Origin of the sequence: Mycolicibacterium psychrotolerans, assembly GCF_010729305.1 — a bacterium.
GTDB classification, from domain to species: Bacteria; Actinomycetota; Actinomycetes; order Mycobacteriales; family Mycobacteriaceae; genus Mycobacterium; species Mycobacterium psychrotolerans.
On sequence record NZ_AP022574.1, the window covers coordinates 1,054,413 to 1,075,132 of the forward strand.

At 71.3% G+C, this 20,720-nt stretch carries 17 protein-coding genes and 2 pseudogenes; 7 read left to right on the forward strand and 12 right to left on the reverse strand.

Annotated features, from left to right (window positions below; translation table 11 throughout):
* Positions 1–28: 28 nt before the first annotated feature.
* From G6N45_RS05210 to G6N45_RS05220, 3 genes are read right to left on the reverse strand one after another with little or no spacing between them, the layout of a single operon-like run.
* Positions 29–2,227 (reverse strand): serine/threonine-protein kinase, encoded by a 2,199-nt coding sequence (locus G6N45_RS05210; RefSeq protein ID WP_163720696.1) that lies wholly within the window; start codon positions 2,225–2,227, stop codon positions 29–31.
* A 16-nt stretch (positions 2,228–2,243) separates the two neighbouring features.
* Positions 2,244–3,209 carry a glutamate ABC transporter substrate-binding protein gene (locus G6N45_RS05215; RefSeq protein WP_163720697.1) on the reverse strand — a complete coding sequence of 322 codons (966 nt, stop codon included), beginning with the start codon at positions 3,207–3,209 and terminating at the stop codon, positions 2,244–2,246.
* Positions 3,206–4,477, reverse strand: a complete 1,272-nt coding sequence (locus G6N45_RS05220) for a GlnX family signal transduction membrane protein (RefSeq protein WP_163720698.1) — start codon at positions 4,475–4,477, stop codon at positions 3,206–3,208. Before G6N45_RS05220 ends, G6N45_RS05215 begins: the two co-directional genes overlap by 4 nt.
* Before the next feature lie 282 nt (positions 4,478–4,759).
* Between G6N45_RS05220 and G6N45_RS05225 the strand changes: the two genes are divergently transcribed.
* Genes G6N45_RS05225 through G6N45_RS28235 form a run of 3 tightly spaced genes read left to right on the forward strand, consistent with a single transcriptional unit; the run spans position 4,760 to position 7,719 of the window.
* Complete coding sequence (locus G6N45_RS05225; RefSeq protein ID WP_163720699.1) at positions 4,760–7,390, forward strand: helix-turn-helix transcriptional regulator; 2,631 nt, start codon at positions 4,760–4,762, stop codon at positions 7,388–7,390.
* Positions 7,391–7,429: 39 nt separating this feature from the next.
* The gene (locus G6N45_RS27640) at positions 7,430–7,600 is read left to right on the forward strand and encodes a hypothetical protein (protein ID WP_170312425.1); all 171 of its coding nucleotides are present in this window, start codon (positions 7,430–7,432) and stop codon (positions 7,598–7,600) included.
* A complete protein-coding gene (locus G6N45_RS28235; RefSeq protein ID WP_264061085.1) occupies positions 7,597–7,719 on the forward strand; it encodes a hypothetical protein in 123 nt (40 codons plus the stop codon). Before G6N45_RS27640 ends, G6N45_RS28235 begins: the two co-directional genes overlap by 4 nt.
* Positions 7,720–7,784: 65 nt before the next feature.
* Here G6N45_RS28235 and G6N45_RS05230 read toward each other — a convergent pair whose 3' ends face one another.
* The gene (locus tag G6N45_RS05230; protein WP_163720700.1) at positions 7,785–9,098 is read right to left on the reverse strand and encodes an acyltransferase family protein; all 1,314 of its coding nucleotides are present in this window, start codon (positions 9,096–9,098) and stop codon (positions 7,785–7,787) included.
* Positions 9,099–9,251: 153 nt separating this feature from the next.
* Between G6N45_RS05230 and G6N45_RS05235 the strand changes: the two genes are divergently transcribed.
* Together G6N45_RS05235 and G6N45_RS05240 are read left to right on the forward strand one after the other, a co-directional pair.
* Positions 9,252–9,530 carry a hypothetical protein gene (locus G6N45_RS05235; RefSeq protein WP_082597886.1) on the forward strand — a complete coding sequence of 93 codons (279 nt, stop codon included), beginning with the start codon at positions 9,252–9,254 and terminating at the stop codon, positions 9,528–9,530.
* 271 nt (positions 9,531–9,801) lie between these two features.
* Positions 9,802–10,149, forward strand: coding sequence for a heme-binding protein (locus G6N45_RS05240; protein WP_163720701.1), 348 nt, complete (start codon positions 9,802–9,804; stop codon positions 10,147–10,149).
* Positions 10,150–10,152: 3 nt separating this feature from the next.
* On the opposite strand, the gene G6N45_RS05245 is transcribed toward G6N45_RS05240, so the two are convergent.
* A complete protein-coding gene (locus G6N45_RS05245; protein WP_163720702.1) occupies positions 10,153–11,403 on the reverse strand; it encodes an MFS transporter in 1,251 nt (416 codons plus the stop codon).
* 244 nt (positions 11,404–11,647) lie between these two features.
* Between G6N45_RS05245 and G6N45_RS05250 the strand changes: the two genes are divergently transcribed.
* On the forward strand, positions 11,648–12,784 hold the full coding sequence (locus tag G6N45_RS05250; protein WP_197746880.1) for a glycoside hydrolase 5 family protein: 1,137 nt from the start codon (positions 11,648–11,650) through the stop codon (positions 12,782–12,784).
* A gap of 18 nt (positions 12,785–12,802) precedes the next feature.
* Here the strand turns inward: G6N45_RS05250 and G6N45_RS05255 are convergent, their stop codons facing one another.
* The 5 genes from G6N45_RS05255 to G6N45_RS05275 all read right to left on the reverse strand — a co-directional run bounded on the left by G6N45_RS05255 (position 12,803) and on the right by G6N45_RS05275 (position 15,803).
* Positions 12,803–13,576, reverse strand: coding sequence for an enoyl-CoA hydratase/isomerase family protein (locus tag G6N45_RS05255; RefSeq protein ID WP_163720704.1), 774 nt, complete (start codon positions 13,574–13,576; stop codon positions 12,803–12,805).
* A 15-nt stretch (positions 13,577–13,591) separates the two neighbouring features.
* Complete coding sequence (locus G6N45_RS05260; RefSeq protein WP_163720705.1) at positions 13,592–13,978, reverse strand: nuclear transport factor 2 family protein; 387 nt, start codon at positions 13,976–13,978, stop codon at positions 13,592–13,594.
* 52 nt (positions 13,979–14,030) lie between these two features.
* Entirely contained in the window at positions 14,031–14,948 is a 918-nt protein-coding gene (locus tag G6N45_RS05265) for a ribonuclease Z (protein WP_407664289.1), read from the reverse strand.
* A gap of 73 nt (positions 14,949–15,021) precedes the next feature.
* Positions 15,022–15,534 carry a DUF6328 family protein gene (locus G6N45_RS05270; RefSeq protein WP_163720707.1) on the reverse strand — a complete coding sequence of 171 codons (513 nt, stop codon included), beginning with the start codon at positions 15,532–15,534 and terminating at the stop codon, positions 15,022–15,024.
* Between the two features lie 38 nt (positions 15,535–15,572).
* Positions 15,573–15,803, reverse strand: coding sequence for a hypothetical protein (locus G6N45_RS05275; RefSeq protein WP_456093956.1), 231 nt, complete (start codon positions 15,801–15,803; stop codon positions 15,573–15,575).
* Between G6N45_RS05275 and G6N45_RS28370 the strand changes: the two are divergent.
* Positions 15,723–15,983 (forward strand): annotated as a pseudogene (locus G6N45_RS28370) (hypothetical protein); the annotation flags it as partial. The gene G6N45_RS05275 and the pseudogene G6N45_RS28370 overlap by 81 nt on opposite strands.
* Here G6N45_RS28370 and G6N45_RS05280 read toward each other — a convergent pair.
* Both G6N45_RS05280 and G6N45_RS05285 read right to left on the reverse strand, forming a co-directional pair.
* Positions 15,866–20,182: pseudogene (locus G6N45_RS05280) on the reverse strand (HAD-IC family P-type ATPase); the annotation flags it as partial. The pseudogenes G6N45_RS28370 and G6N45_RS05280 sit on opposite strands and share 118 nt — an antisense overlap.
* A 50-nt stretch (positions 20,183–20,232) precedes the next feature.
* Entirely contained in the window at positions 20,233–20,643 is a 411-nt protein-coding gene (locus G6N45_RS05285; RefSeq protein WP_163720708.1) for a hypothetical protein, read from the reverse strand.
* Positions 20,644–20,720 lie beyond the last annotated feature (77 nt).

A 20,720-nucleotide genomic window follows, 5' to 3' on the forward strand; every position in this document is an offset into this window, starting at 1 on the left:
TGCATGCGGCAGCCGGCCGCGCCGCCGATCACAACCGTGTCCTCGGCCGGCTGGCATTCGCCTGTTCCACCAGACCGATGCGGAGCCAGAGGTCCTGGGTGTCACGGGCGAGCGTGCGGTAGCACTGTTCGATTCCGCGGCGCAGGTCGTGTTCGGTGAAATCGGTGCCCAGCAGCCGCGCGGCAGGGGCCGAGTTGCCTGCCTCTAGCCAGTTCAGTGCCGATTCCATCACCCGTAGACGCAGCGCCGCCCGGGCCGACCCCGACTCGATCGGCAGAACAGACGCGCGGTCACCGGCGTCGATCAAGATCTGCTCACCGACATCGGTGGAGGAATCGCCGTCGAGCAGGATCTCGACGGCCGCTGTGCCGGCCTGCACGTGATACGCCGATGCGGAGGGGACCCGGTCGAGTGCCGCGACGGCGCCCGTGCGGTCGCGCGCCCGTGCGCGCTGGCGGGCGAGGCCGAACGCCGCACTGATGTAGGTGTCGTCGGTTTGCCAGATCGTCTCGTAGTAGCGGGTCGCCGCGTCGACATCACCGCGAAGCTCGGCGGTGGCGGCCAGCGCCATCTTCGGTGCGAGCTCGCCCGGTAGCGCTGCGAGCACGGCATCGAAATCCGAATACGCTGCTGCATAGTCGCTTTCGAGAAGGTAGCACTGACCGCGATACCAAGGGACACGCCAGTCGGCGCTGAGGTCCGGCGTGAGCGCCTCCAGCTGAGACCGGGCGTCTGACGGACGACCCAACTCCAGTGCCGCCCGGATCAGGCGCAGCGCCACCTCGACGGAGAACAGGCTCGCCTGCCGCGCGCCCCCGCGCGCCAAGTCCAGCGCGTACTCCAGTTGGGCAGGCGGGGTTCCACTGGTCGTGGCCAGAACCGCGGCACCGGGATCGCTGGGGTCGACGACGGGCACCGGCAGCGCCGCGATCACCTCGGCGGGCACCACAGGCGCACGGTATCCGCCGCCGTACAGTCCGCGCTGCGGACTGAAATGCAGCGACCGCCGCGGCGGCACAGGGACGCCGTCGGCGGCCACCACCTCGTGCAGCACGCCGGTCAGCTGATCGGCCATCTCGGCCATCGAGCTGAATCTGCGCGCGGGATCTGTGTCGGTGGCCCGCAGGATGCATCGGTACAACGACTCGTGCGCTGCAAGGACGGGCACGGTGTCCGGTGGGGGGAGGCGATCGACGAACCGGCCGTTGTGCTGGGGCAGGTCCATGACCAGAACCGCCAGTGTGCGGCCGACGGTGTAGACGTCGGTCGCCACAGTCGGCCCGGTCCAGGCGATCTCGGGGGCCTGATAGCCGGCTGTTCCGTAGATCGGAGAGTCGGTGTCGTCCATCGCGATCACGGCGCCGAGGTCGATGAGCTTGAGCTGTTCGTCGCACTGCATGACGTTGTCCGGCTTGAAATCGCAGTACACCATCCCCATCGCGTGCAGATACTCGAGTGCCGGGGCGATTTCGACGATGTAGGCGACCGCTTGGTCCGGCGGCAGGGGTCCGTTGTGCGTCCGTCTGATCTGCTTGAGCGACGTCCCGCCGACGTACTCCATGACGATGTAGCCCACCGGCGCGCCGGTGTCGTGGCGGTGCTCGACGAAGTTGTGGATGCGGACGATGTTCGGGTGTTCCACCTCGGCCAGTGCGAACGCTTCGGCGGCGGCCGCTGCCATTGCATCGGCGTTTCCGGAGTTGACCAGACCCTTCAGTACCACCCACCGGTCGTGCACATTGCGGTCGATCGCGAGGTAGATCCAGCCCAGTCCGCCGTGTGCGATGCAGCCCTGCACTTCGTACTGACCACCCACCAGGTCGCCGCGAATGAGCCTGGGGACGAAGGAGTACCGGGTTCCGCACTGTCCGCAGCAGCCCTCGGTGCGTGCGGATTCGGCATGACGGCTCCGCCCGACGGGCGCACCGCACTCCGCGTTGCCGCAGAAGCGCTGCCTTTCGGGGACCTGGGGATCAGGAAGAATCGCTGCTGCCGGGTCGCCCCGGGGTATCCGGGGCATCGCGACAATGCCGGCTCCGAGCCGACCGCGTGACAGTGCCGGCCGGTTGGGGCCGGTGCCGGTCGTCTTGGCCTCCCCGTCCGTGGCGTCTCCTGCGGGCGCCGTGGCGGGGCCGCTGTCCGGCTCCGCGGCGGTGGCGGCGATTCCACAGACGGTGCAGTAACCGTCGCTGATCGTTCCGGCGCAACCCGGTTCCGGACACCTCATGTGCGCGTCGCCACCATCACGAGCCTCCGTACGTGGCGGCAGGCGGGCCCGGCGATGGCCCCAGTCGGGTCAGCCACCGGTCATAGAGCCGGTCCCAGGTGCCGTCGAGTCGCATGCGTTCGAGCACCCCGTTGACGAAGCGGACGAGATCTTCGTGGTACTTGCCCACACCCACGCCGTAGGGCTCGACTTCCAGACTGGGGCCGACGATCTCGACGGTGGGGTCCTGTTCGGCGAGTCCGGCGAGCACCGCGTCGTCGGTGCTGATCGCATCGACCTGGTTCTGCTGCAGCATGACCAGACAGTCGGTCCACGCGGTGACACCGATGACGAAGGGACGAGGGTTGATCGCGACCAGGTTCGACAGCGACGTGGTCCCGGTGACGGCGCAGACCCGCCTGCCCGAGAGATCGTCGGCAGTATCGATCCGGGTGCCGCGCGGCGCGAGAATTCTCTGGTTGGCCACGAAGTACACGGTCGAGAAGTCGACGCTGCGTCTGCGTTCGCAGGTGATCGAGTATGTCCTGACCACCACGTCGACCTGTCCGGACATGAGCGCCGTTTCGCGGTCGCGCGCATCGACCACCCGCAGGTCGATACGGTCCGGGTCACCGAAGACGGCACGCGCGATCTCGCGGGCGACGTCGATGTCGAAACCCTCGATGCGCCCGGTCGTGGGATCGCGGAAGCCGAAGCCGTAGGTGTTCTGGTCCACGCCGACGACGAGCCGGCCGCGCCGGGCGATGACGGCCATCGTCGACCCCGGCGGCATCTCACCGGCCGCGGGCAGCGGGCCCGGCGGCAGGCTCGCTTCGCGGTCGCACGGCTCGGCTGCGGCCGGTGGCGCGGCGGTGACATCGTGCGCCTCTTGCGGCCGGACCGTGACCGGGCCGACCGATACCGTCGGCGGCGGTGGCGATACCGAGGTGCACCCCGCTGCCAGGATGGCGATGATCACCGCGGCCCCGACGCGGGAGTTCACAGGAACTCCTTGAGCCGCGGCCACATTCCCCCGATCACGGCGGCCGCGGCCAGCGCCGCCGTCACCACGATCGCGGCCGGGGTCCACGCGAGTGCAGCACCCGCCGACGACACCGTCGCGCGCATGGCGGTCCGGGTCTCCTCGATCTCGGCGCGCAACGCTGTTTCCACGACCGTGAACTGAGCGGGCGAGGCGTCGGGGTCGGTGCCGATCGCCTGAGCCATCGCGGTCGCGAAGTCGCCGCCGCGGTAGGCGCGTACCTGCTTGTCGTGGCTTGCGGTCCACTTGTGAACGGCGTCGACCGCGGACTGCGGACCCGTCTCCAGTTCGGTCAGGAGCCCGCTCATGTGGCCCGCGTACGACTTCTCCAAGGCGGTGATGTCGCTGCGCGCGATCAACTCCAGGATCTCGTCGGTGCGTGCCTGTTGGGCGAGGATGCGGCCCGTCGCGAGGTGCTCGAAGCGCTCGGTTCCGACGGCGCGGCCGCGGTCGATCTCGTCGGCTGCCACACGCGTGCCGGCGACCAGGGCGATGATCGCCAGCACAACGAATCCCGCTGCGACGACGAGACCGATGTTGAACTGGCGATTCGTCCGGCGCAGCAGAAACCAGGACGCAACCGCGATCTCCGCGAGCACGAGGACGAGCAGCAGGAGCCCGATCACCGGGAGCGCACCGACCGACGCCTGCTCGACGTTCAGCGCGGCGAGGCCGCGATCCAGGATCTGTTTGGCGCCCGGGAGCAGTTCTGTCTGCATCAGCGAGGACGCCTCGCGCAGATACGCCGAGCCGACGGGATAGGTGCTCATGTTGTTGACCCGGGCGGCTTCGATCAGACCGGTGTACGTCGTCAGTTGAACCGCGATCTCGGCGACCTCAGTCCGCACCCCGATGTCGGTGGCACCAGCGGTCACGTCACCCATCGCCGAGGCAGCCGCGGCGAGCGACTGGTTGTAGCGTTCACGCATCGCCGGTGTCTGGATGCCCCCGGACAGGAACGCCGACGCGGCGGTGGCGTCGGCTTCCGACAGCGCCGCGTAGAGGTTCTGCGCCGCGAAAGCGAACGGCTCGGAATGTCCGAGGATCTTGTCCTGCAACGCGATTCGGTGATGGATTCCAGCCGCGCACACCGCTGCGGCGACGGCGCAGGACGCCACGAGCAGGAGCGTTACGGCGATGACCAGCCCCGGGGTCGTGCGCGCGAAGCGCCGTAGTGTCGGGATTCCGGTGGGCGGGAGACCGCGCGTGCGAACCGACGTGGTGCTCATCTCACCGGCCCCACACCAGAAGGACTGCCCGGCCGAATCTTTGCCCCCGCAAACAGCTTCGGCACCGGGATGGCGCAACGACGTCCTGGGTCGGTCATCGCAACCCCCCTTCGCCTGCGTCGGCAGCGGCGGACGGCTCAATCGTCTCGCCGTGCGGCAGGGTGCACACAAGTAGTGCACTACTGTTCTTGCCCCTAGACGGGCGTTTTCGAGTACTTGCATCAGCGAAACGCGTCCGCCGTCGGCATGGGCCGGCCGGGCCGGCTGTCCTACTCTGGGTCCATGCGGTTGACGTGGCCGTTGACGGGCCGCGCGGCCGAGATGAGGCTCGTCGAATCCGCACTGTCCGAACCGGACCTGGCCGGCATCGTGGTCAGCGCGCCGGCGGGTGTGGGCAAGAGCCGCCTCACGCGTGAGGCGCTCGATGCCGCGGTCACCCGTGGGTGCGAGGTGCGCAGGGTGATCGGGACCTCGTCGGGGCGGCGCATCCCCTTGGGCGCGCTCGCTCCGTGGGCCGGTGCCCACGACGCTGGGGGTGTGCAGCTGGTCTGCACAGTGATCGAATCGCTCGTCGCCGCCCCCGACGAGCGCGTCGTCATCGTGGGCGTCGACGACGTACATCTGCTCGACGACGTGTCGATCTTCGTCCTGCACCAGATCCTGCAGAGACGGGCGGCCCGACTGGTGCTGACGGTCCGGGCAGGTGAGCCCGTTCCCGAACCGGTGCAGGAGCTGTGGGACGTCGGCGACTTCGACTGGTTGAACCTCCATTCGCTGAGCGCCGATGACACCGCATCCCTGCTCGAGGCGGTGTTGGGTGCGACGCTCGACGCCGACGCCGTCGGTCGTCTCCACCGACTCACCCTGGGAAACCCGCTGTACCTGCGCCACATCGTGGAGCAGGAGGTCGGCCACGGAAGGCTCGTCGAGCACCATGGGTGCTGGCGGTGGACCGGCGAACCCGTTGTGCCGCAGAGCCTTGTCGAGCTGATCGACGCGCGCGTTGGCGCTCTGCCGGCTGAGGTCGGCACGGTCGTCGACGCGCTGGCGGTCGGCGAACCCATCGCCCTGTCGGCTTTGCGGCGGATCGCCGATCCGGGTGCCGTCGAGGAGGCGGACGAGCGTGGACTGATATCCGTCGAACGCCGCGGCAAGGCCATCGAGGTCCGCGTGGCACATCCGCTCTACGGCGAAGTACGTCGCAGCCGCGCCGCGCCCACCCGGCTCAGGCGCCTCCGGGGGCTGGTCGCCGGCGAGTTGGCTGCCGGTGACGATCGCGACGACGTCCAGGTGCTGGTGCGACGCGCGGCGTTGAGCCTCGACTCCGATCTGGAACCCGACGGTGCACTGTTGGCCTCAGCCGCGCATGCCGCGGTCCGCTTGGCGGACCTCTCGCTTGCGGATCGGATGGCCGCGGCGGCTATCGAGGCGGGCGCAGTGCCGGAAGCGCAATTCATCCGGGCCCATGCGCTGTCGTGGCTCGGTGACGGTAGCGGCGCCGAAGAGGTGCTCAACGCGGTCGACGTCACCGACCTGAGCGATGATGAATTCGCCCGGTTCACCTACTACCGCGCCAGCAACATGCTCTGGGCCCTTGCCGAACCGGAACGGGCCGAGGCGATCGTCGACCGTGCGGCGCAACTGACGACGGAGTCCGCTCGCCGCTGCGTCGCAGCCTTCCGGACCGTGTACTCCTTCGCCACCGACCGTCCGGAGGAGGCGCTCGCCGCCGCCCGGGACGTCGTTCCCGAGGAGCTGCCCGCGGTCATCGGCGCCGAAACGGCTTGGGTGCTGGCGAACATCTACGGTGACGCCGGCCGCACCGAGGATGCACTCGCCGCGGGCGAGGCGGGGCTGGCGATCGTGCGGAGCTCCGACGCTCCGCATCTGGGCTTCAACATCATCGATGGCCAGGTCGGTGCGCTGCTGATGGCGGGAAGGGTAGGTGACGCCGTCGATCTGGCCGAACGTGGACGCGTTCAGGCCGACGAGCTGCCCGGCGCGGCCCATCTGCTCGGCACCGCGATCGCGGGCCGCGCCGCCCTGGGTGCCGGACGCCTCGATGTCGCCCGCGACTCATTGGGACGTTCGTCGGCCGCGTTGTCGGCCACCGGCTATGCGCTCGGCTGGGGGTACCGCTACTGCCTGCCACACGCGGCCGCGCTTGCCATGAGCGGGGAGCACGCCGAGGCGGCCGATGTGCTCGCATCCCTGGACCGGCGCCGGCGGCCCTTCCGCTCGCTGGACGACGAGACCAGCCTGGTGCGGGCGTGGGTGGCGGCCGGTCAGGGCGCAGTGGGGGAAGCCGTCACCATCCTCCGAGATGCCGCTCGCGCTGCCTCGGCCAGCGGCCGTTTCGCCGTCGAGGTGGCCTGCCTCCAGACGGCAGCGCAGTTCGGCGATCACACGTGTGCGGCGCGGCTGGCCGAGCTGCCCGGCCTCGTCGAGGGCCCGAGGGCAGACGTTGCGGCGAGGTTCGCGGCGGCGCTGCGCGACGGAGACGGAGAAGCGCTCGGCGCGGTGTCCGAGGCGTTCGAGGAACTCGGTGATCAACTGGCTGCGCTGGACGCGGCGGCACACGCGGCAGCGGTGTTCTGGCGCGAGGATCGGCGCGGGTCGTCGATGACCTGGACAGCACGCGCGCAGGATCTTGCTGCGCGATGCGGTCACATCCGGACGCCCGCGCTGGCGCGCATGAGTTCCCCGTTGCCGTTGACCGACCGCGAGCGGGAGATCGTGGCACTGCTCGGCCTCGATCTGTCGAATCGCGACATCGCCGAACGGCTCGTGCTGTCCGTGCGCACCGTCGAGGGCCACATCTACAAGGCGATGATGAAGACGGGTACCGCGAGCCGAGAGGAGCTCGGGGATTTGCTGCGGCCCAGGAAGCCGCGCCCGCTTGACGACGAATGAGCAGGCGTAGCCACACGCCGAGCGGGGTACCACGCAGTCATGTCACCCGACGATGCTGATCTCGACGACGTGTTGGTCCCCACCGAGGAGGCCCACCCCGATCACCGCGAGCACGCCAAGGCGTCCAGTCACCCCGACGACGACGAGTTGGCGCGGCGGACCGAGCACGAGCGCGACGTGGTCGGTGCGGACCGGGAGACCGACCGGTGACCGCGCCCGACGAGATGCCCGACCAGACGTCCCCCGAACCGGACACCACCGACGTTCCGCCGGCCAACCCCGGCTACGCGACACCGCCTCCGGAGGGGATTCCCGACGCCGAGGGCTGATCCGGAAGCGCATTCCTGGTCGTGATCTGGCCTCGATCACAGCCCTCTCTTCTCACCTGCGGCCCTCAGCTGATCCGCTCGCGGTCGGCGGCCCGCGGGCGCACCGCGACAAGTGCCGTGCCTGCCAGAAACAGCGCGGCGGCGAGCATGGGTAGGCGGCCGCCAGGCGCGAAGCCGTTGGCGGAGAGCACGGCCAGCGCCAACGCGCAGGCCGCGGTGCCTGCGTAGAGCAAGCCCTCGGCGATCGCGCCCGGTATCGGCACCGCGACCGTCGGCATCGGCGCGGCGACGAACCGGCGCTGCCAGTAGAGCAGTGTCAGCAGGCCCGCCGCGACCACCGCCAGCACCAGCTCCCATTCGAGGCGCGCGAGCCACCACGCCCCCGAGCCCATGGGCGGCTGCGGCAGCAGCCCGGTGGGATAGCCGACGAGCGTCACGACGATCACCGGCAGCATGTGCCACAGGTACAGTGCCATCACGTTCTCGTTGGCGATCGCGAGAACGCGTGGCCAGACGCCGCGCGCGAGGAGCCGGTTGAGCACCGGCACGATCGCGAACAGCACGCCGATCTGGACCAGTGCCAACGCCAGCAGCGCCGCCGACGGCGGCGCGCTGTTCTCCACCCGGTCGCCCGGCACCCCGATCATCGCGATCGGATACGGCCCCCAGGTGACCAGCGCGGGCAGGGCCAGCGCGGCCACCACCGCCGTCGACACGAGGGTTCGGCGGCGCAGGTGTCCGTCGTGCCAGGCGATGCCGAGCTGGTAGATCGCCGCCCAGCAGAAGAAGTAGTTGGCCATCCGGATCTCGGGATGGTCGGTCGCGATGCCGACCGCGTCGACCAGGACCAGGCACGCCCCGAGCGTGACCGGCACCGCGAGACCCCAGCGCCGGTGCGCGGCGACCGCGAGCGGAGTCAGGGCCACCACCATCAGGTAGACGGCCAGGAACCACAGGTGCATGGCGACCGCCCAGCCGCCCATCTCCAGCACGGTCCCGCTGATTCCCAGCGCCTTCAGCACCGCGATCACGACGAGCATCAAGAACGCGTAGACGCCGCTCGGGCCCAGCACGCGGGCGACCCGGCGGCGGATCCACTCCTGCCGTGCCGCGGTGCCCGCGTCGGCGGGCAGCCGCCCCCACGACACCGCGCTCGCGTAGCCGGCGACCGCGAAGAACACCGGGACCACCTGGAAGAACCAGGTGATCCACTGCGTCCACGGCATCAGCACCAGCGGGTTGTCCCGGCCGAACGTCCCGTCGCGGTACGTCATCACCGACAGCAGCCAGTGCCCGATCACGACGAGCATCACCGCCGCCGACCGGTACAGGTCGAGGGCGTGCTCGCGCGGGGGTGACGCTGAGGTGGGCTCGGTCATCGGTCCCCTCCGAATGTGGTGTGCTCCCTTCGGCACGGTAGCCGAACATTCTCAGGCAACGATCAGCGCAAAGCCGAGACGAGCGCTGACAGCATCGTCAGAATCACTCGTGTGAAACGAGTGCTGAGCCACCCGGCGTTCCGTCGCGTCGGCGTGTTGACCGGCCTGTGCGCCACGTTGCTGAGCAGTGTGGTCGTCGCGCCCGCCGCCTCGGCGGACGTGTGCGGCAGCGTGGGCGGCCGGTTCGTCTCGGTCAGCGGCTGCGGCAACATCGCCGACGCCGTCGCGCCGTGGGTGCCACCTCCCGCGGCGTACGCGCCGCTGCCCGAGGACTACGCGGCCCCGCCCCCGCCCCCGCCGCCCCCACCGCTGCCGAACGTCGATGTCTGCGCCAGCGTCGGCCGCCGGATCAGCGTGAGCGGCTGTGTCTAGGCGGTGCGCGGCTGCGGTGCTGCTTGCGCCATCAGCCCTCATCGCCGGTGCGTTGGCCGTCTCACCGCCGGCAGGTGCAGAGTGCGTCAGCTCCAACGGCACCACGGTCTGCTCGCAGGGCAGCGTGCGTGGCACCGACAATGGCCAGGGGCCCGGCTCGCTCGACACAGGACCCGCGTGGCCGTATCCCTGCGAAAACGACTGGTATTGCAACGACGGCGGGCTCTCGATCATCTTCACGCCCGGCCGAAACTGACCCGACAGGAGCACCATGAGCACCTTCCTCACCCGTGCCGCGCTGGCCGCGATCGCACCGGCCGCGACGCTGCTGGCCGTCGCCGCCCCGGCGGCCGCCCAGCCGGCTCCACCGCCTCCGCCCGCCCAGCCGAACTGCACGGCCGCCGACCTGGCCGGCGTGATGGCCGGAGTCACCGCGTCCACCTCGGCCTATCTGTTCACCCACCCGGACGTGAACGACTTCTTCACCACCCTCAAGGGCAAGAGCCGCGACGACCAGAAAGCCGCGGTCGAGGACTACATCGCCGCCCGCCCGGATGTGGGCGACGCGCTGCGCGCGATCCGCCAGCCCTCGGTCGACTTCCGCAACCGCTGCGGCTAGCGATCAGTCGCGGGCCGGCTGTCGCGACGGCCGGCACAGCACCACCACGATGCCGCACAGCACGGCGGCGACGCCGAAGGCCGCGTAGACGCTGACCGCGTCGGCGGTGCCACCGAGCACCGCGGCGGCCAGCGGTCGCGACCCGAGGAAACCGACCAGCCACAGGGCCATGATCCGGCCGCGCAACTCCTCGGGCGCCTGCTCCTGCACGACCGTGCCGAGCCCGGTCATCGCCCAGCCGAAGCCGAGCCCGGCCAGCGCGAAACCGCCGATCGCGACGGGCGCGGCCGTGCCGACCGCCAGCACCGCGCAGCCCGCCGCCAGCCCCCACAGCCCCAGCCACGACACGAGATCGGCCCCGATGCGGCCGCGCAGCAGCGCCAGCACGGCCATCGCGATCGCGGCGCCCACGCCGAACACCGCCGAGAGCATGCCGACCAGCCCGGCGCCGCCTCCGAGCGCGTCGGCCACCGACGGGGTCAGGGTGATCGACGAGTCCGACGCGACGCCGACCACCGTGACCGCGATCAGCGCCAGCAGCAGCCGGCGGTCGCCCAGCACGTACCGGACCGCGACCCGCACCCGGTAGTCGGCGCCGGAGCGGCGCGGCGGCGGCGCGGGAAAGCGCACCAGGATCAGGAAGACGGCGAAGACCAGGTGCAGTCCGGCGCTCGCGGCGAACGCGGCGGCCGGCCCCAGGTGAGCGGCCAGATACGCGCCGGCCGCGGGACCGACGATGCGGCCGATCGTCATCGGGATGCTGTTGAGCGCCATTGCCGTGGACAGTTCGCCGTCCCGGATCAGGCTCGGCACGATGGACTGCATCGCCGGGCCTCCGACCGCGAACCCGAAGCCCACCAGCAGCGAGCCGAGCAGCACGGCGACCGCCGCCGCGGTGCCGTGCACCGACGGCGCGGCGAACAGCCACCCCGCCACCAGCCCTGAGCCCGCCACGCAGAACACGCGGCCGAGCAGGATCTGACGGACCGGGTTCCCGGTGTCGGCCCACTTGCCGCTCGTCGGGGTGAGCAGGAGCTGCGGCCCGAACTGGACGACTCCCACCATGCCGACCATCAGCGCCGAGCGAGTGGCGTCGTAGATGACGATCGCCGCGACGATGCCGTGCGTCCAGACCGCGACGACGGAGAACATCTTTCCCCAGAACAGCGCGCCGAACACGCGGTCGAACATCAGCCCGACCGCGCCGCGGGTCCGCGGCAGGTGGTCGAGTGCGTCGTCGCGCGCGGACCTCATCCGATCTGCATAGCACAGGGGTGCCGCAGTCCCCGACCGCCGGGCTGTCCGCTGAGCGAAATCGCCAGTGTGCCTTTTATTTTCGCGTAACGTGGCGGTTCCGCCCGTCGATACACTCAAACGGCGCCGCCCGGAGTGTGGCGTGCCCACCCGTGATCCTCATCGCATCACCGCCCCAGTCGAAGGATGCTCGCCGTTGATTCGCCCGACCGCTCAGGTCACCGCCATGCAGTCCGGTCGTGGCGTGGGCCGCCGCGCCGCGCTGAAGGTTCCGCTGCTGGCCGCGGCGGCCGTGTCGCTGTCCCCGGTGCCGCGCGCGGGCGCCGACGCCGCGCGCTGGTCGCCCGAGCGCGCGAACCGGTGGTACGAGGCGCAGGACTGGCTGGTCGGGGCGAACTACATCCCGTCGAACGCGGTGAACCAACTCGAGATGTTCCAGCCGGGCACCTTCGACCCGCTGCGCATCGACGCCGAACTGCGGCTGGCGCGCCTGGCCGGCCTGAACACCGTGCGGGTGTTCCTGCACGACCTGTTGTGGATCCAGGACCCGACCGGCTTCGCGCGCAGGCTCGGCCACTTCGTCGACATCGCGGCGCGGCACGGGATCAAACCCCTGTTCGTGCTCTTCGATTCGTGCTGGGATCCGCAGCCCAGGCTCGGTCGCCAACCCGCGCCGCGCCCCGGTGTGCACAACTCCCGCTGGGTGCAGAGCCCCGGCGCCGAGAACCTCGATGACCGGCGTTACCGGCGCGTGCTGCACGACTACGTCGTCGCGGTCCTCACCCAGTTCCGCCACGACAGCAGGGTGCTGGGCTGGGACCTGTGGAACGAGCCGGACAACCCCGCCCGGCAGTACCGCGACACCGAGCGCCGCGACAAGGTCGACGTCGTCGCCGACCTGCTGCCCCAGGTGTTCCGGTGGGCCCGGTCGGTCGATCCCGACCAGCCGCTGACCAGCGGGGTGTGGGACGGGCCGTGGGGCGATCCGCGCACCCGCAGTGTGGTCGCCGGGATCCAGTTGGACAACTCCGACGTGGTGTCGTTCCACAGCTACGCCAACCCGGCGGAGTTCGACGCCCGGATCACCGAACTGGCGCCGATGCGGCGGCCGCTGCTGTGCACCGAGTACATGGCCCGATCGCTGGACTGCACGATCGAGGGAACTCTGCCGATCACCAAGCGACGCAACGTCGGCGCCTACGCGTGGGGCCTGGTGGCCGGCAAGACGCAGACCTACTTTCCGTGGGACTCCTGGGACCGACCCTACGACGCGAAGCCCCAACCCTGGTTCCACGACCTGCTCGACTCCGACGGCCGGGCCTACCGGGCCGGCGAGATCGCCACGATCAGGAACCTCACCGGGCGTCCGCGGCCCAGCTGAGGGCCGGCGCTCAGCGAGTCAGCGTGCTTTCCACTGCGGTCGGCGCTTCTCCCGCCATGCCGCGATGCCCTCGGCCACGTCTTCCGTCGCCCCGGCGACCTTGCGCATCACCTCGCCGAAGCGAACCGACTCGATCCAGCCCATGTCGGCGGTACGCCACGCGACCTCCTTGGTGGCCCGCTGGGCCAGGGGTGCGGCGCGGGTCAGCGTCTGCGCCCACTCCCGGGCCGCGCCCGCCAGGTCGGCGGGTTCGACCAGCTTCCACACCAGGCCCACCTCCTTGGCGCGCTCGGCCGTCATCGGCCGGCCGGTCAGCAGCAGTTCCATCGCGTCGGCCCACCGGATCCGCTGCGGCAACCGGATCGCGCCGACGATCGTGGGCACACCGATCGAGACCTCCGGGAAGGCGAACGACGCCTCGGTGCTCGCAATCACGAAGTCGCAGAACAGGATTCCGGTAAGGCCGTAGCCGATACACGGACCCTGCACAGCCGCGATCGTCGGTTTGAACAGCTCCATCCCGCTCTCGAAGGAGTTGATGGTCGGCTTCTCCCAGAACGTTCCGCCGAAGGTTCCGACCGCGCCGTCGCCGTCCTTGAGGTCCGCGCCGGCGCAGAAGACGCGGCCGGTGGCGGCGAGGATGCCGACCCACGCGTCCTCGTCGTCACGGAACCGGTCCCACGCCGCGTTGAGCTCACGGCGCAGCGCACCGTTGATGGCGTTGCCGGCCTCGGGGCGATTCAGGGTGATGGTGGCGACATGATCGTCCAGTTCATAGGTGACCAGGCTCATGGCGCCACCTTAGGGTCATCCGCCGCGCTTCTCGGCCGACAGGAACGCCGCGGTGTCGTAGTAGGTGCGGAACGCGGTGATGGCCTCGTCGTCGCCCTGCAGGACGCTCACCCCGTCGTAGCGGAACGCCGTGCCGTCGCGCAGGGTGCCCTCGGAGCTCCACTCCAGGAACGCGATGCCGTCGTCGGTGACGGTGTGGGAGAACGACGATTCCAGGTCGTCGAACACGTCGCGGTACTGCTGCCAGAAGGTGCGCGCGCCGTCCTTGCCGTGCTGACCGTGCGGGATACCGGCCTTGTCGAGCGTCGCGTCATCGGCGAACAGCTCGACCAGTGGCTCGACATCGCGACTGTCGTGCAGTTCACCCAGGGCGGCCACGAAGCGTTTCGTCAGTTCATGCATGCTTGCCCGCCTACGCGCGCACGACCTCACTACGCGTGACGTCAGACCCCGGTCACAACTCGTCGCGCTTGGGCACCGGAATCCGCATCAGGTCCTCGGCGATGACGAGATCACCGGAGTACGCCTCGGCCGCCTCCGCGCGGTGGCGCTCGGTGTCGGGGTAACGCTGCGAGAAGTGGGTCAACACCAGCCGGCGGACCCCGCACTGGGCGGCGACGGTGGCGGCCTGCCGTGCCGTCAGATGCCCGTAGTCGGCGGCCAGCTGCGCGTCCTCGTCGAGGAAGGTCGCCTCGATCACCAAGAGGTCGGCGCCGTCGGCGAGCGCGTAGACGGCGTCGCAGAGCCCGGTGTCCATGACGAACGCGAACCGTTGCCCGGGCCGCGGCACCGTGACGTCGTCGAGCCGGACGGTCCGCCCCGCCACGTCGAGGACGCCGTCGCGCTGCAGATCGCCGACGGCGGGGCCGCCGATTCCGAAGCGCTTCAACGCCGCCGGATCGAAGCGGCGGCCGTCCGGTTCCACCAGTCGGTAGCCGAACGCCTCCACCGAGTGCTCGAGGCGGCGGGCGTGCAACTCGACGAACGGCCCGGCCGCGATCCGGCCGTCACCGCTGACCGGGTTCTCGCGGACGTCGGTGATGTCGCGGAACACGCTGGCGTGCCGTAACCGCCCGAAGAACTCCCGGCCCGACGCCGGGAAGTACGCCTCGACCGGCTGGTGGACGCCGTCGAGGGACAGCCGCGCGATGACGCCGGGCACGCCGAGGCAGTGGTCGCCGTGAAAGTGGCTGAGACACAGGCGGGTCAGGCCGCTCACGGATACCCCGGCGTAGAGCATCTGGCGCTGGGTGCCCTCACCCGGGTCGAACAGGATGCCCTCGTCGTCCCACCACAACAGGTACCCGTTGTGATTGCGCCGCCGGGTCGGCACCTGACTGGCGGTGCCGAGGACCACGAGCTCGCGAAGCACGCCTGCGAGATTACGCATGACTGGCCTGTGGTGGAGGCCCGGACCGTCCGGTGGCCCTGCCGGTCGCAGGAGATCAGAGCACGTCGGCGCGGGTTCCCCGGCGGGCCAGCAGCGGCAGTGCGAGCCACAGCAGGACCCAGGTGGTGAGAATCCCGGCACCGGCGGTGACGCCGGCCGCGAGCCCGGCGAGCACCTCGAAGATCATCGTGGCGACCCCGGAGACGGCCGCGCCGAGCAGCAGCAGCCCCAGCACGGTGAGCCGGTGTGAGGCCGTCACCAGCCACGACAGCATGTGCCGGCGAAACACCAAGCGGTGCAGGGCAACCGGCGCGGTCAGCAGCGCCGTGGCCGCGATCGAGCACGCCACCGTGGCGAGGTAGAGCCCACGCATGTTCCCGTCCAGCGAAGAGAAGCGCTGCTGGAAGGGCAGGGTGAGCAGGAAGCCGGTCAGCAGTTGCACGCCGGTGAGCACCACGCGCAGTTCCTGCAGCAGGCACAACCAGTTGCGGTCGAGCCGCTGGGTCGGGCTCTCCGCACGCTGCTCGCGATTCCAGCTCTCGCTGCAGGGGACGGTGACGGCGGTCATTGAGGCCGGTTAACCGCAGGAGATCGGCCCAAACCTGATCAGGCCTCTTCCAGTGCCTCGCCGATCTCCCGGGCGACGCGGCTGTGTTCGTCGTGAATCAGGACATGTCCGGCGGCCAGTACCAGCGCGACGGGCCATTCGATGATCTCGACCGCGGCGAGCACGCCGAGCGCGCCGTAGAACGCCAGCTGTTCCGGCCGCGGCAACCGCACCCGCCCCAGCACCGGAAGGTCGACGGCGAACGACTCGGCGTCGCGCACCCGGCGCACGGCTTCGCGATGGGTGGCCGTGCGCCGCGAGGATTCGGACATTCGTTGCCTTTCGGTCATGGCGAGTTCGCCGTCCCGACGCCGGACATCCGGACCGTGGAAGGCGTGTCCACCTCCGGTGCCTCCTCGGACCCCGTCTCCGTCGTGTCCCACGTCATCGCGATCCCGCTGCGGGAAATGTACGCCGCGCTCTGGCGGCTCGGCGTCCTCGTCATCGACGACTGAGCCCAGGCCAGCGCGCGCGGGGCGACGGCCGCCGCCGTCGTCGCCACGCCCGCTGTGCCCAGCGCCTGCGCCCAGCCGAGCGGCCCGAGCGGCGTGCAGCCCAGCATCTGGCTCACCCCTGGGGTGCTGATCAACGCACCGAGCGTCACCAGCGACCCGGCGGCCGTGGCGACCACGAGCGGGCTGTGCGAGTCGATCAGGGTCTGCCCCAGCTGGGTGGACACCAGCGAGACCAGCGCGACCGTGGAGGCGCGCCGCGGTTGCAGCGTGAACCCCGCCATCAGCCAGGCCGTCGTCGCGGCGGCGGCGGTGGTGGTGCCGCGAATGGCGACGGTGCGCCACAGTGCGGCCTGGTCGGGGCCGCGTCCGGTGCTGCCCGCTCCGCCGGTGGCCGGGCTCACGGCCAGCGCCGCGGCGGGCAGGGCGTCGGTCATCATGTTGACCAGCAGCAATTGGCGGGTGTTCAGCGGCGAGCGTCCCGTCAACGCGGATCCGACGATCGCGAAGGCCACCTCACCGGCGTTGCCGCCCAACAGCACCGCGACCGCGGCCTGCACGCGCCGCCACAGCTGCCGGCCCTCGTCGATGGCGTCGAGCAGGGCGCCGATCTGCCCGTCGAGCAGCATCATGTCGGCCGCGGTTCGCGCGGGATCGCTCCCCGCGGCGGCCACCCCGATGCCGACCGTGGCCGATCGGATCGCTGCGGCGTCGTTCGCGCCGTCGCCGACCATCGCGCACACCAGGCCCGTGCGTTCCAGGGTCTGCACCACCTGGACCTTGTGCTCCGGCGTCATCCGCGCGAACACCACCTTGTCGCGGACCGCGCGGTCCTGGGCCCGGCGGGACAGCGTCTCCCAGTCGGCGCCGCTGATCACCTGCTCGCCGGTGATCGGCACACCGAGTTCCGCGGCGATCGCCGCCGCGGTGACCGGATGGTCGCCGGTGACCAGCCGGACCCCGATGCCCTGCGCGCGCAGCGCCGCCAGCACGCCCGCCGAGGCCTCGCGCGGGGTGTCGGAGATGCCGAGCAGCCCTGCGACGTCGAGCTTCTCGGTGCAGAGCCCGGCCAGCGCGTCGTCGCCGTCGTGCGCCGCCGCGACCTGACCGGCCGTCAGCCTGCGCCGCGCCACCGCGATCACCCGCAGACCCGACTCGGCCATCCGGCCGACCGCCGCGTGCGTCGCGGTGTCGCGTGGTCCCGCGGCGGCGAGGAGCACCTCGGGCGCGCCCTTGACGACGAGGTCGGCGCCGTACAGGGACGCGGAGAACGGCCGCCCCGACCGGAACGGCAGGTGCGCGTCGGCCTCGGCGACGGCGCCGGGGGAGGCGGCGACGACGGCCGCGTCGGTCGCGTGTTCGTGGCGGGTGCCGTTCTTGGGCGGGGTCGCCCGCGCGGCGATGCCGACGACCTCGTCGTCGGTGAACCCGTCGGCGCTGTGCACCGCCGACACCCGCAGCCGGTTCTCGCTGAGCGTGCCGGTCTTGTCGAAGCACACCACGTCGACCCGGCCGAGCGCCTCGATCGACTTCGGCAGACGGACGAGGGCGCCCGCGCTGGACAGCCGGCGGGCCGAGGCCTGCTGGGCCAACGTCGCCACCAGCGGCAGGCCTTCGGGGACGGCGGCGACGGCGACGGCCACGCCGCTGGCGACGGCCTGGCGCAACGGCACCAGCCGCAGCAGGCTCAGACCGCTCACCAGCGCACCCCCGGCCAGGCTGACGGGCAGGGTCCGGTTGGTCAGTTCGCGGAGCTGGGTCTGCAGACCGACAGCCGGGCCGGTGGCCGGCGCCACCTCGGCGGCGCGCCGGGCCTGCGTCTGCGCGCCGACGGTCGTCACCACGGCGACACCGGTGCCCGCGACGACGGTCGTCGTCGCGTAGAGCATGCAGCGCCGCTCGGCGACGGTGGCGCCCGGCGTCATCGCCACCTGCTTCGCGGTGGGCAGGGATTCGCCGGTCAGCGCGGATTCGTCCACCTCGAGATCGGCGCAGGAGATCAGCCGGCAGTCGGCGGGGATGACCTCGCCGGAACGCACCTCGATCAGGTCGCCGGGCAGCAGCGCGGCGGCGTCGACGCTGTCGTAGCCGTCTCCGGCGACCCGCCGTGCGGGCGGCACCTCGCGGGCGAGCAACCGCCGCAGCAGCCGTTCCGCGCGCACCTGCTGGGACGCGGCGAGTACCGCGTTGCCCGTCAGGACGGAGCCCACCAGGATCGCGTCGATGGGGGAGCCCAGCAGCGCGCTGGCCGCCGAGCCGACCGCGAGCACCGGGGTCAGCGGGTCGGACAGTTCGTCGCGCACCGCGGTGGCGAATTCGGCCAGCAGCCGGATCGGCGGGGCGGCCACCCCGCCGACGACTGCCGCCGACGTGCCCGCGGTGGCGGCCAGCAGCGAGCGGCGTTGCACGGCAGCGCGTTCGGGCCGGGGGAGCAGTTCGCGGACCTGATCGGCCGTCATCGCATGCCACTCACGGACGGGCGCGGCGGTGGGCACCGGATCGCGCAGCGCGGCGCGTGCCAGCCACAGCCCGGTGAGCAGACCGGCGGCCGCCCCGGCGGTCACCGGGCCGGGTCCGAGCCCGCGCCCCCCCGGGATCATCAGCAGGGCGCCGAGAAGCGTTGCACTGGTGGCTAATTCGACGCCACGACGGCTGGCGTGCCGCGCGGCCGGTAGCGCGTGCACGATGCGCCAGGCCGCGGCGAGATCGCCGACGATCATGTCGGCATGCCAAGGCGGTGCACCGGCGTGAGGTGTCAGACCGATCGCCAGATCAGCGGCGAGCAGCGCCTCTTCGGCAGTGCTGGAGAGCACCGCCACCGTGCGGCCGTCGGTCTGCAGCTTCACCACCGCGTCGCGTAGCGCGGAATCGACCGCGCCGTCTGCGGGCAGCAGCTCGTCGAAAGACGGCCGCAGATCGCCTAATTCGTCGCCGGCCAGGGAGACCACCTCGATGTCGCCGCGGCGGATCTCCCCGATGACGGCGGCGGCCAACGGGTGGTGGGCATGGCCGACGTACACCTCGGTGTCGGAGTGCCCGTTGCCGTTCCCGTTGCCCAGTGGGGGAACCCGGTGCCAGCCGGCGCCGATCGCGCCCGCGAGCAGCTGTGCCTGCGCCCACTGCCACATCTCGTCGTGGTGGCGGACGGAGTCGGTGCGCAACCGGCTGACCTTGAGTTCGTCGGTGAGCAGCACCCGCGGGTCGATGACGACCGCGTCGATGCGGTCGAGCCGGCGCAGCGCCCTGGGGCGGAGGGCGAGCGCGTCGTGCCGGTGGGCCAGGCCGCGGCCCAGCGTGGCGGCGAAGGCCTCGCGGGCGTTACGGGCCGCCTTGGGTGCCATCACGAGCGCGGAGGTGGCGGCGGTGTTGAGGTTGCCGGTCAGCAGACCGACCGCCGGCGCGGCGATGCCCTGGGCGGTGCCGCTGCGCTGCGCGTGCCGCTCGACGGGCCCGGGAGGCATCGGGCACGGCCGCGTGGGGGCAGTGGCGACGACGCGTTGTTCGGCACGTTCGGCCAGCGTGGGCTCGTGCCGCTGCCAAGCCTGCGCCGCCGCGGTGAGCTCGCCGACCTGGGCCAGGTGGCGGGCAACCTCGACGGCCAGCGAGGCCGGCGCCTGGGTCAGGGTGTACACCGCGGCGGACGCGAGCGCGACGGCGGTGTCGGTGGCGTTCTCCCCGAGCCGGCGCGCGACGGCGTCGCGCAGCAGCGGCTGGTAGTCCACCGCGGTCACCACCGCGGTCACGCCAGTGGGAAGCTTGGGCCACAATAGGATTCGGCCGACACCGGCCACGCACATGCCGGCACCTGTGGCGGCGGTGGCGAGCAGCCGCCCGCCCAACTCCACCCCGTCGCCGGGCAGTTCGATCACCTGGTGCCCGGCGGCTCCCACGCGGTCTTCCACGTCGGTGACGACCGCACACAGCGCAGACAGCGACGGCCCGTTCGGGTCGACGGCCACCACCACGCGGGAGAGCGGGTAGTTGAGTTGCACCGATCGGACTCCCGGTTCGGCGCGCACCGCCGCGATCAGCGCCGTCCCCAGCGTCTGGTCGGTGTCGGCGGTGAGCCCGCGGACCTCGATCCACGACCGGTTGTCTCGGCGCCAACAGCGGCGGCTCGGCCGGCCACCCAGCATCTCCCTGGCTGCAGTGAGCATCCCGGCCGGTGCCGACGCGGCCCCGGCGGCCAGGCGACCGAGACGCGAGATCACCGAGAGCTGGTGCGCCGCGGTGCGGGCTTCTTGCGGGCGGCCTTGGCAGCCTTGCGCGGTGCGGAGCGAGTCGCCGGAGCGGTGGCGGGCGCGGGCAGCGCCTGATCGCCGTCGGCGGCGCGCCGGCCGAGCTGATGCACGACCAGCGCAGCACCGCCCACGGTGAGCAGCACGGGCCATTCGACCAGGCCCGCGGCGCCGATCGCACCGAGCGTGAGGGCGGCTGCGGTCGTGGACTGGCTGCCGCTGCCGAGCCCGCTGCGCACGCCGGATGCGGCGCCCTTGACCGCACCGGCGACTCCGTTGATCGCGGCGCCGCCGACGGCGCCCGCCGCGGCGGTGGTGGTGTCGGCCGCCTTCAGCACTGTCCGCCTGGCCAGAGACACGGTGTCGGTCAGAGCACTCATGGCCATCCTCCTCGATGGTGGCTACCCGGCGTTCATGTGCCGGACGATCCCCGATAACGCCTCGTTATACACAGCGA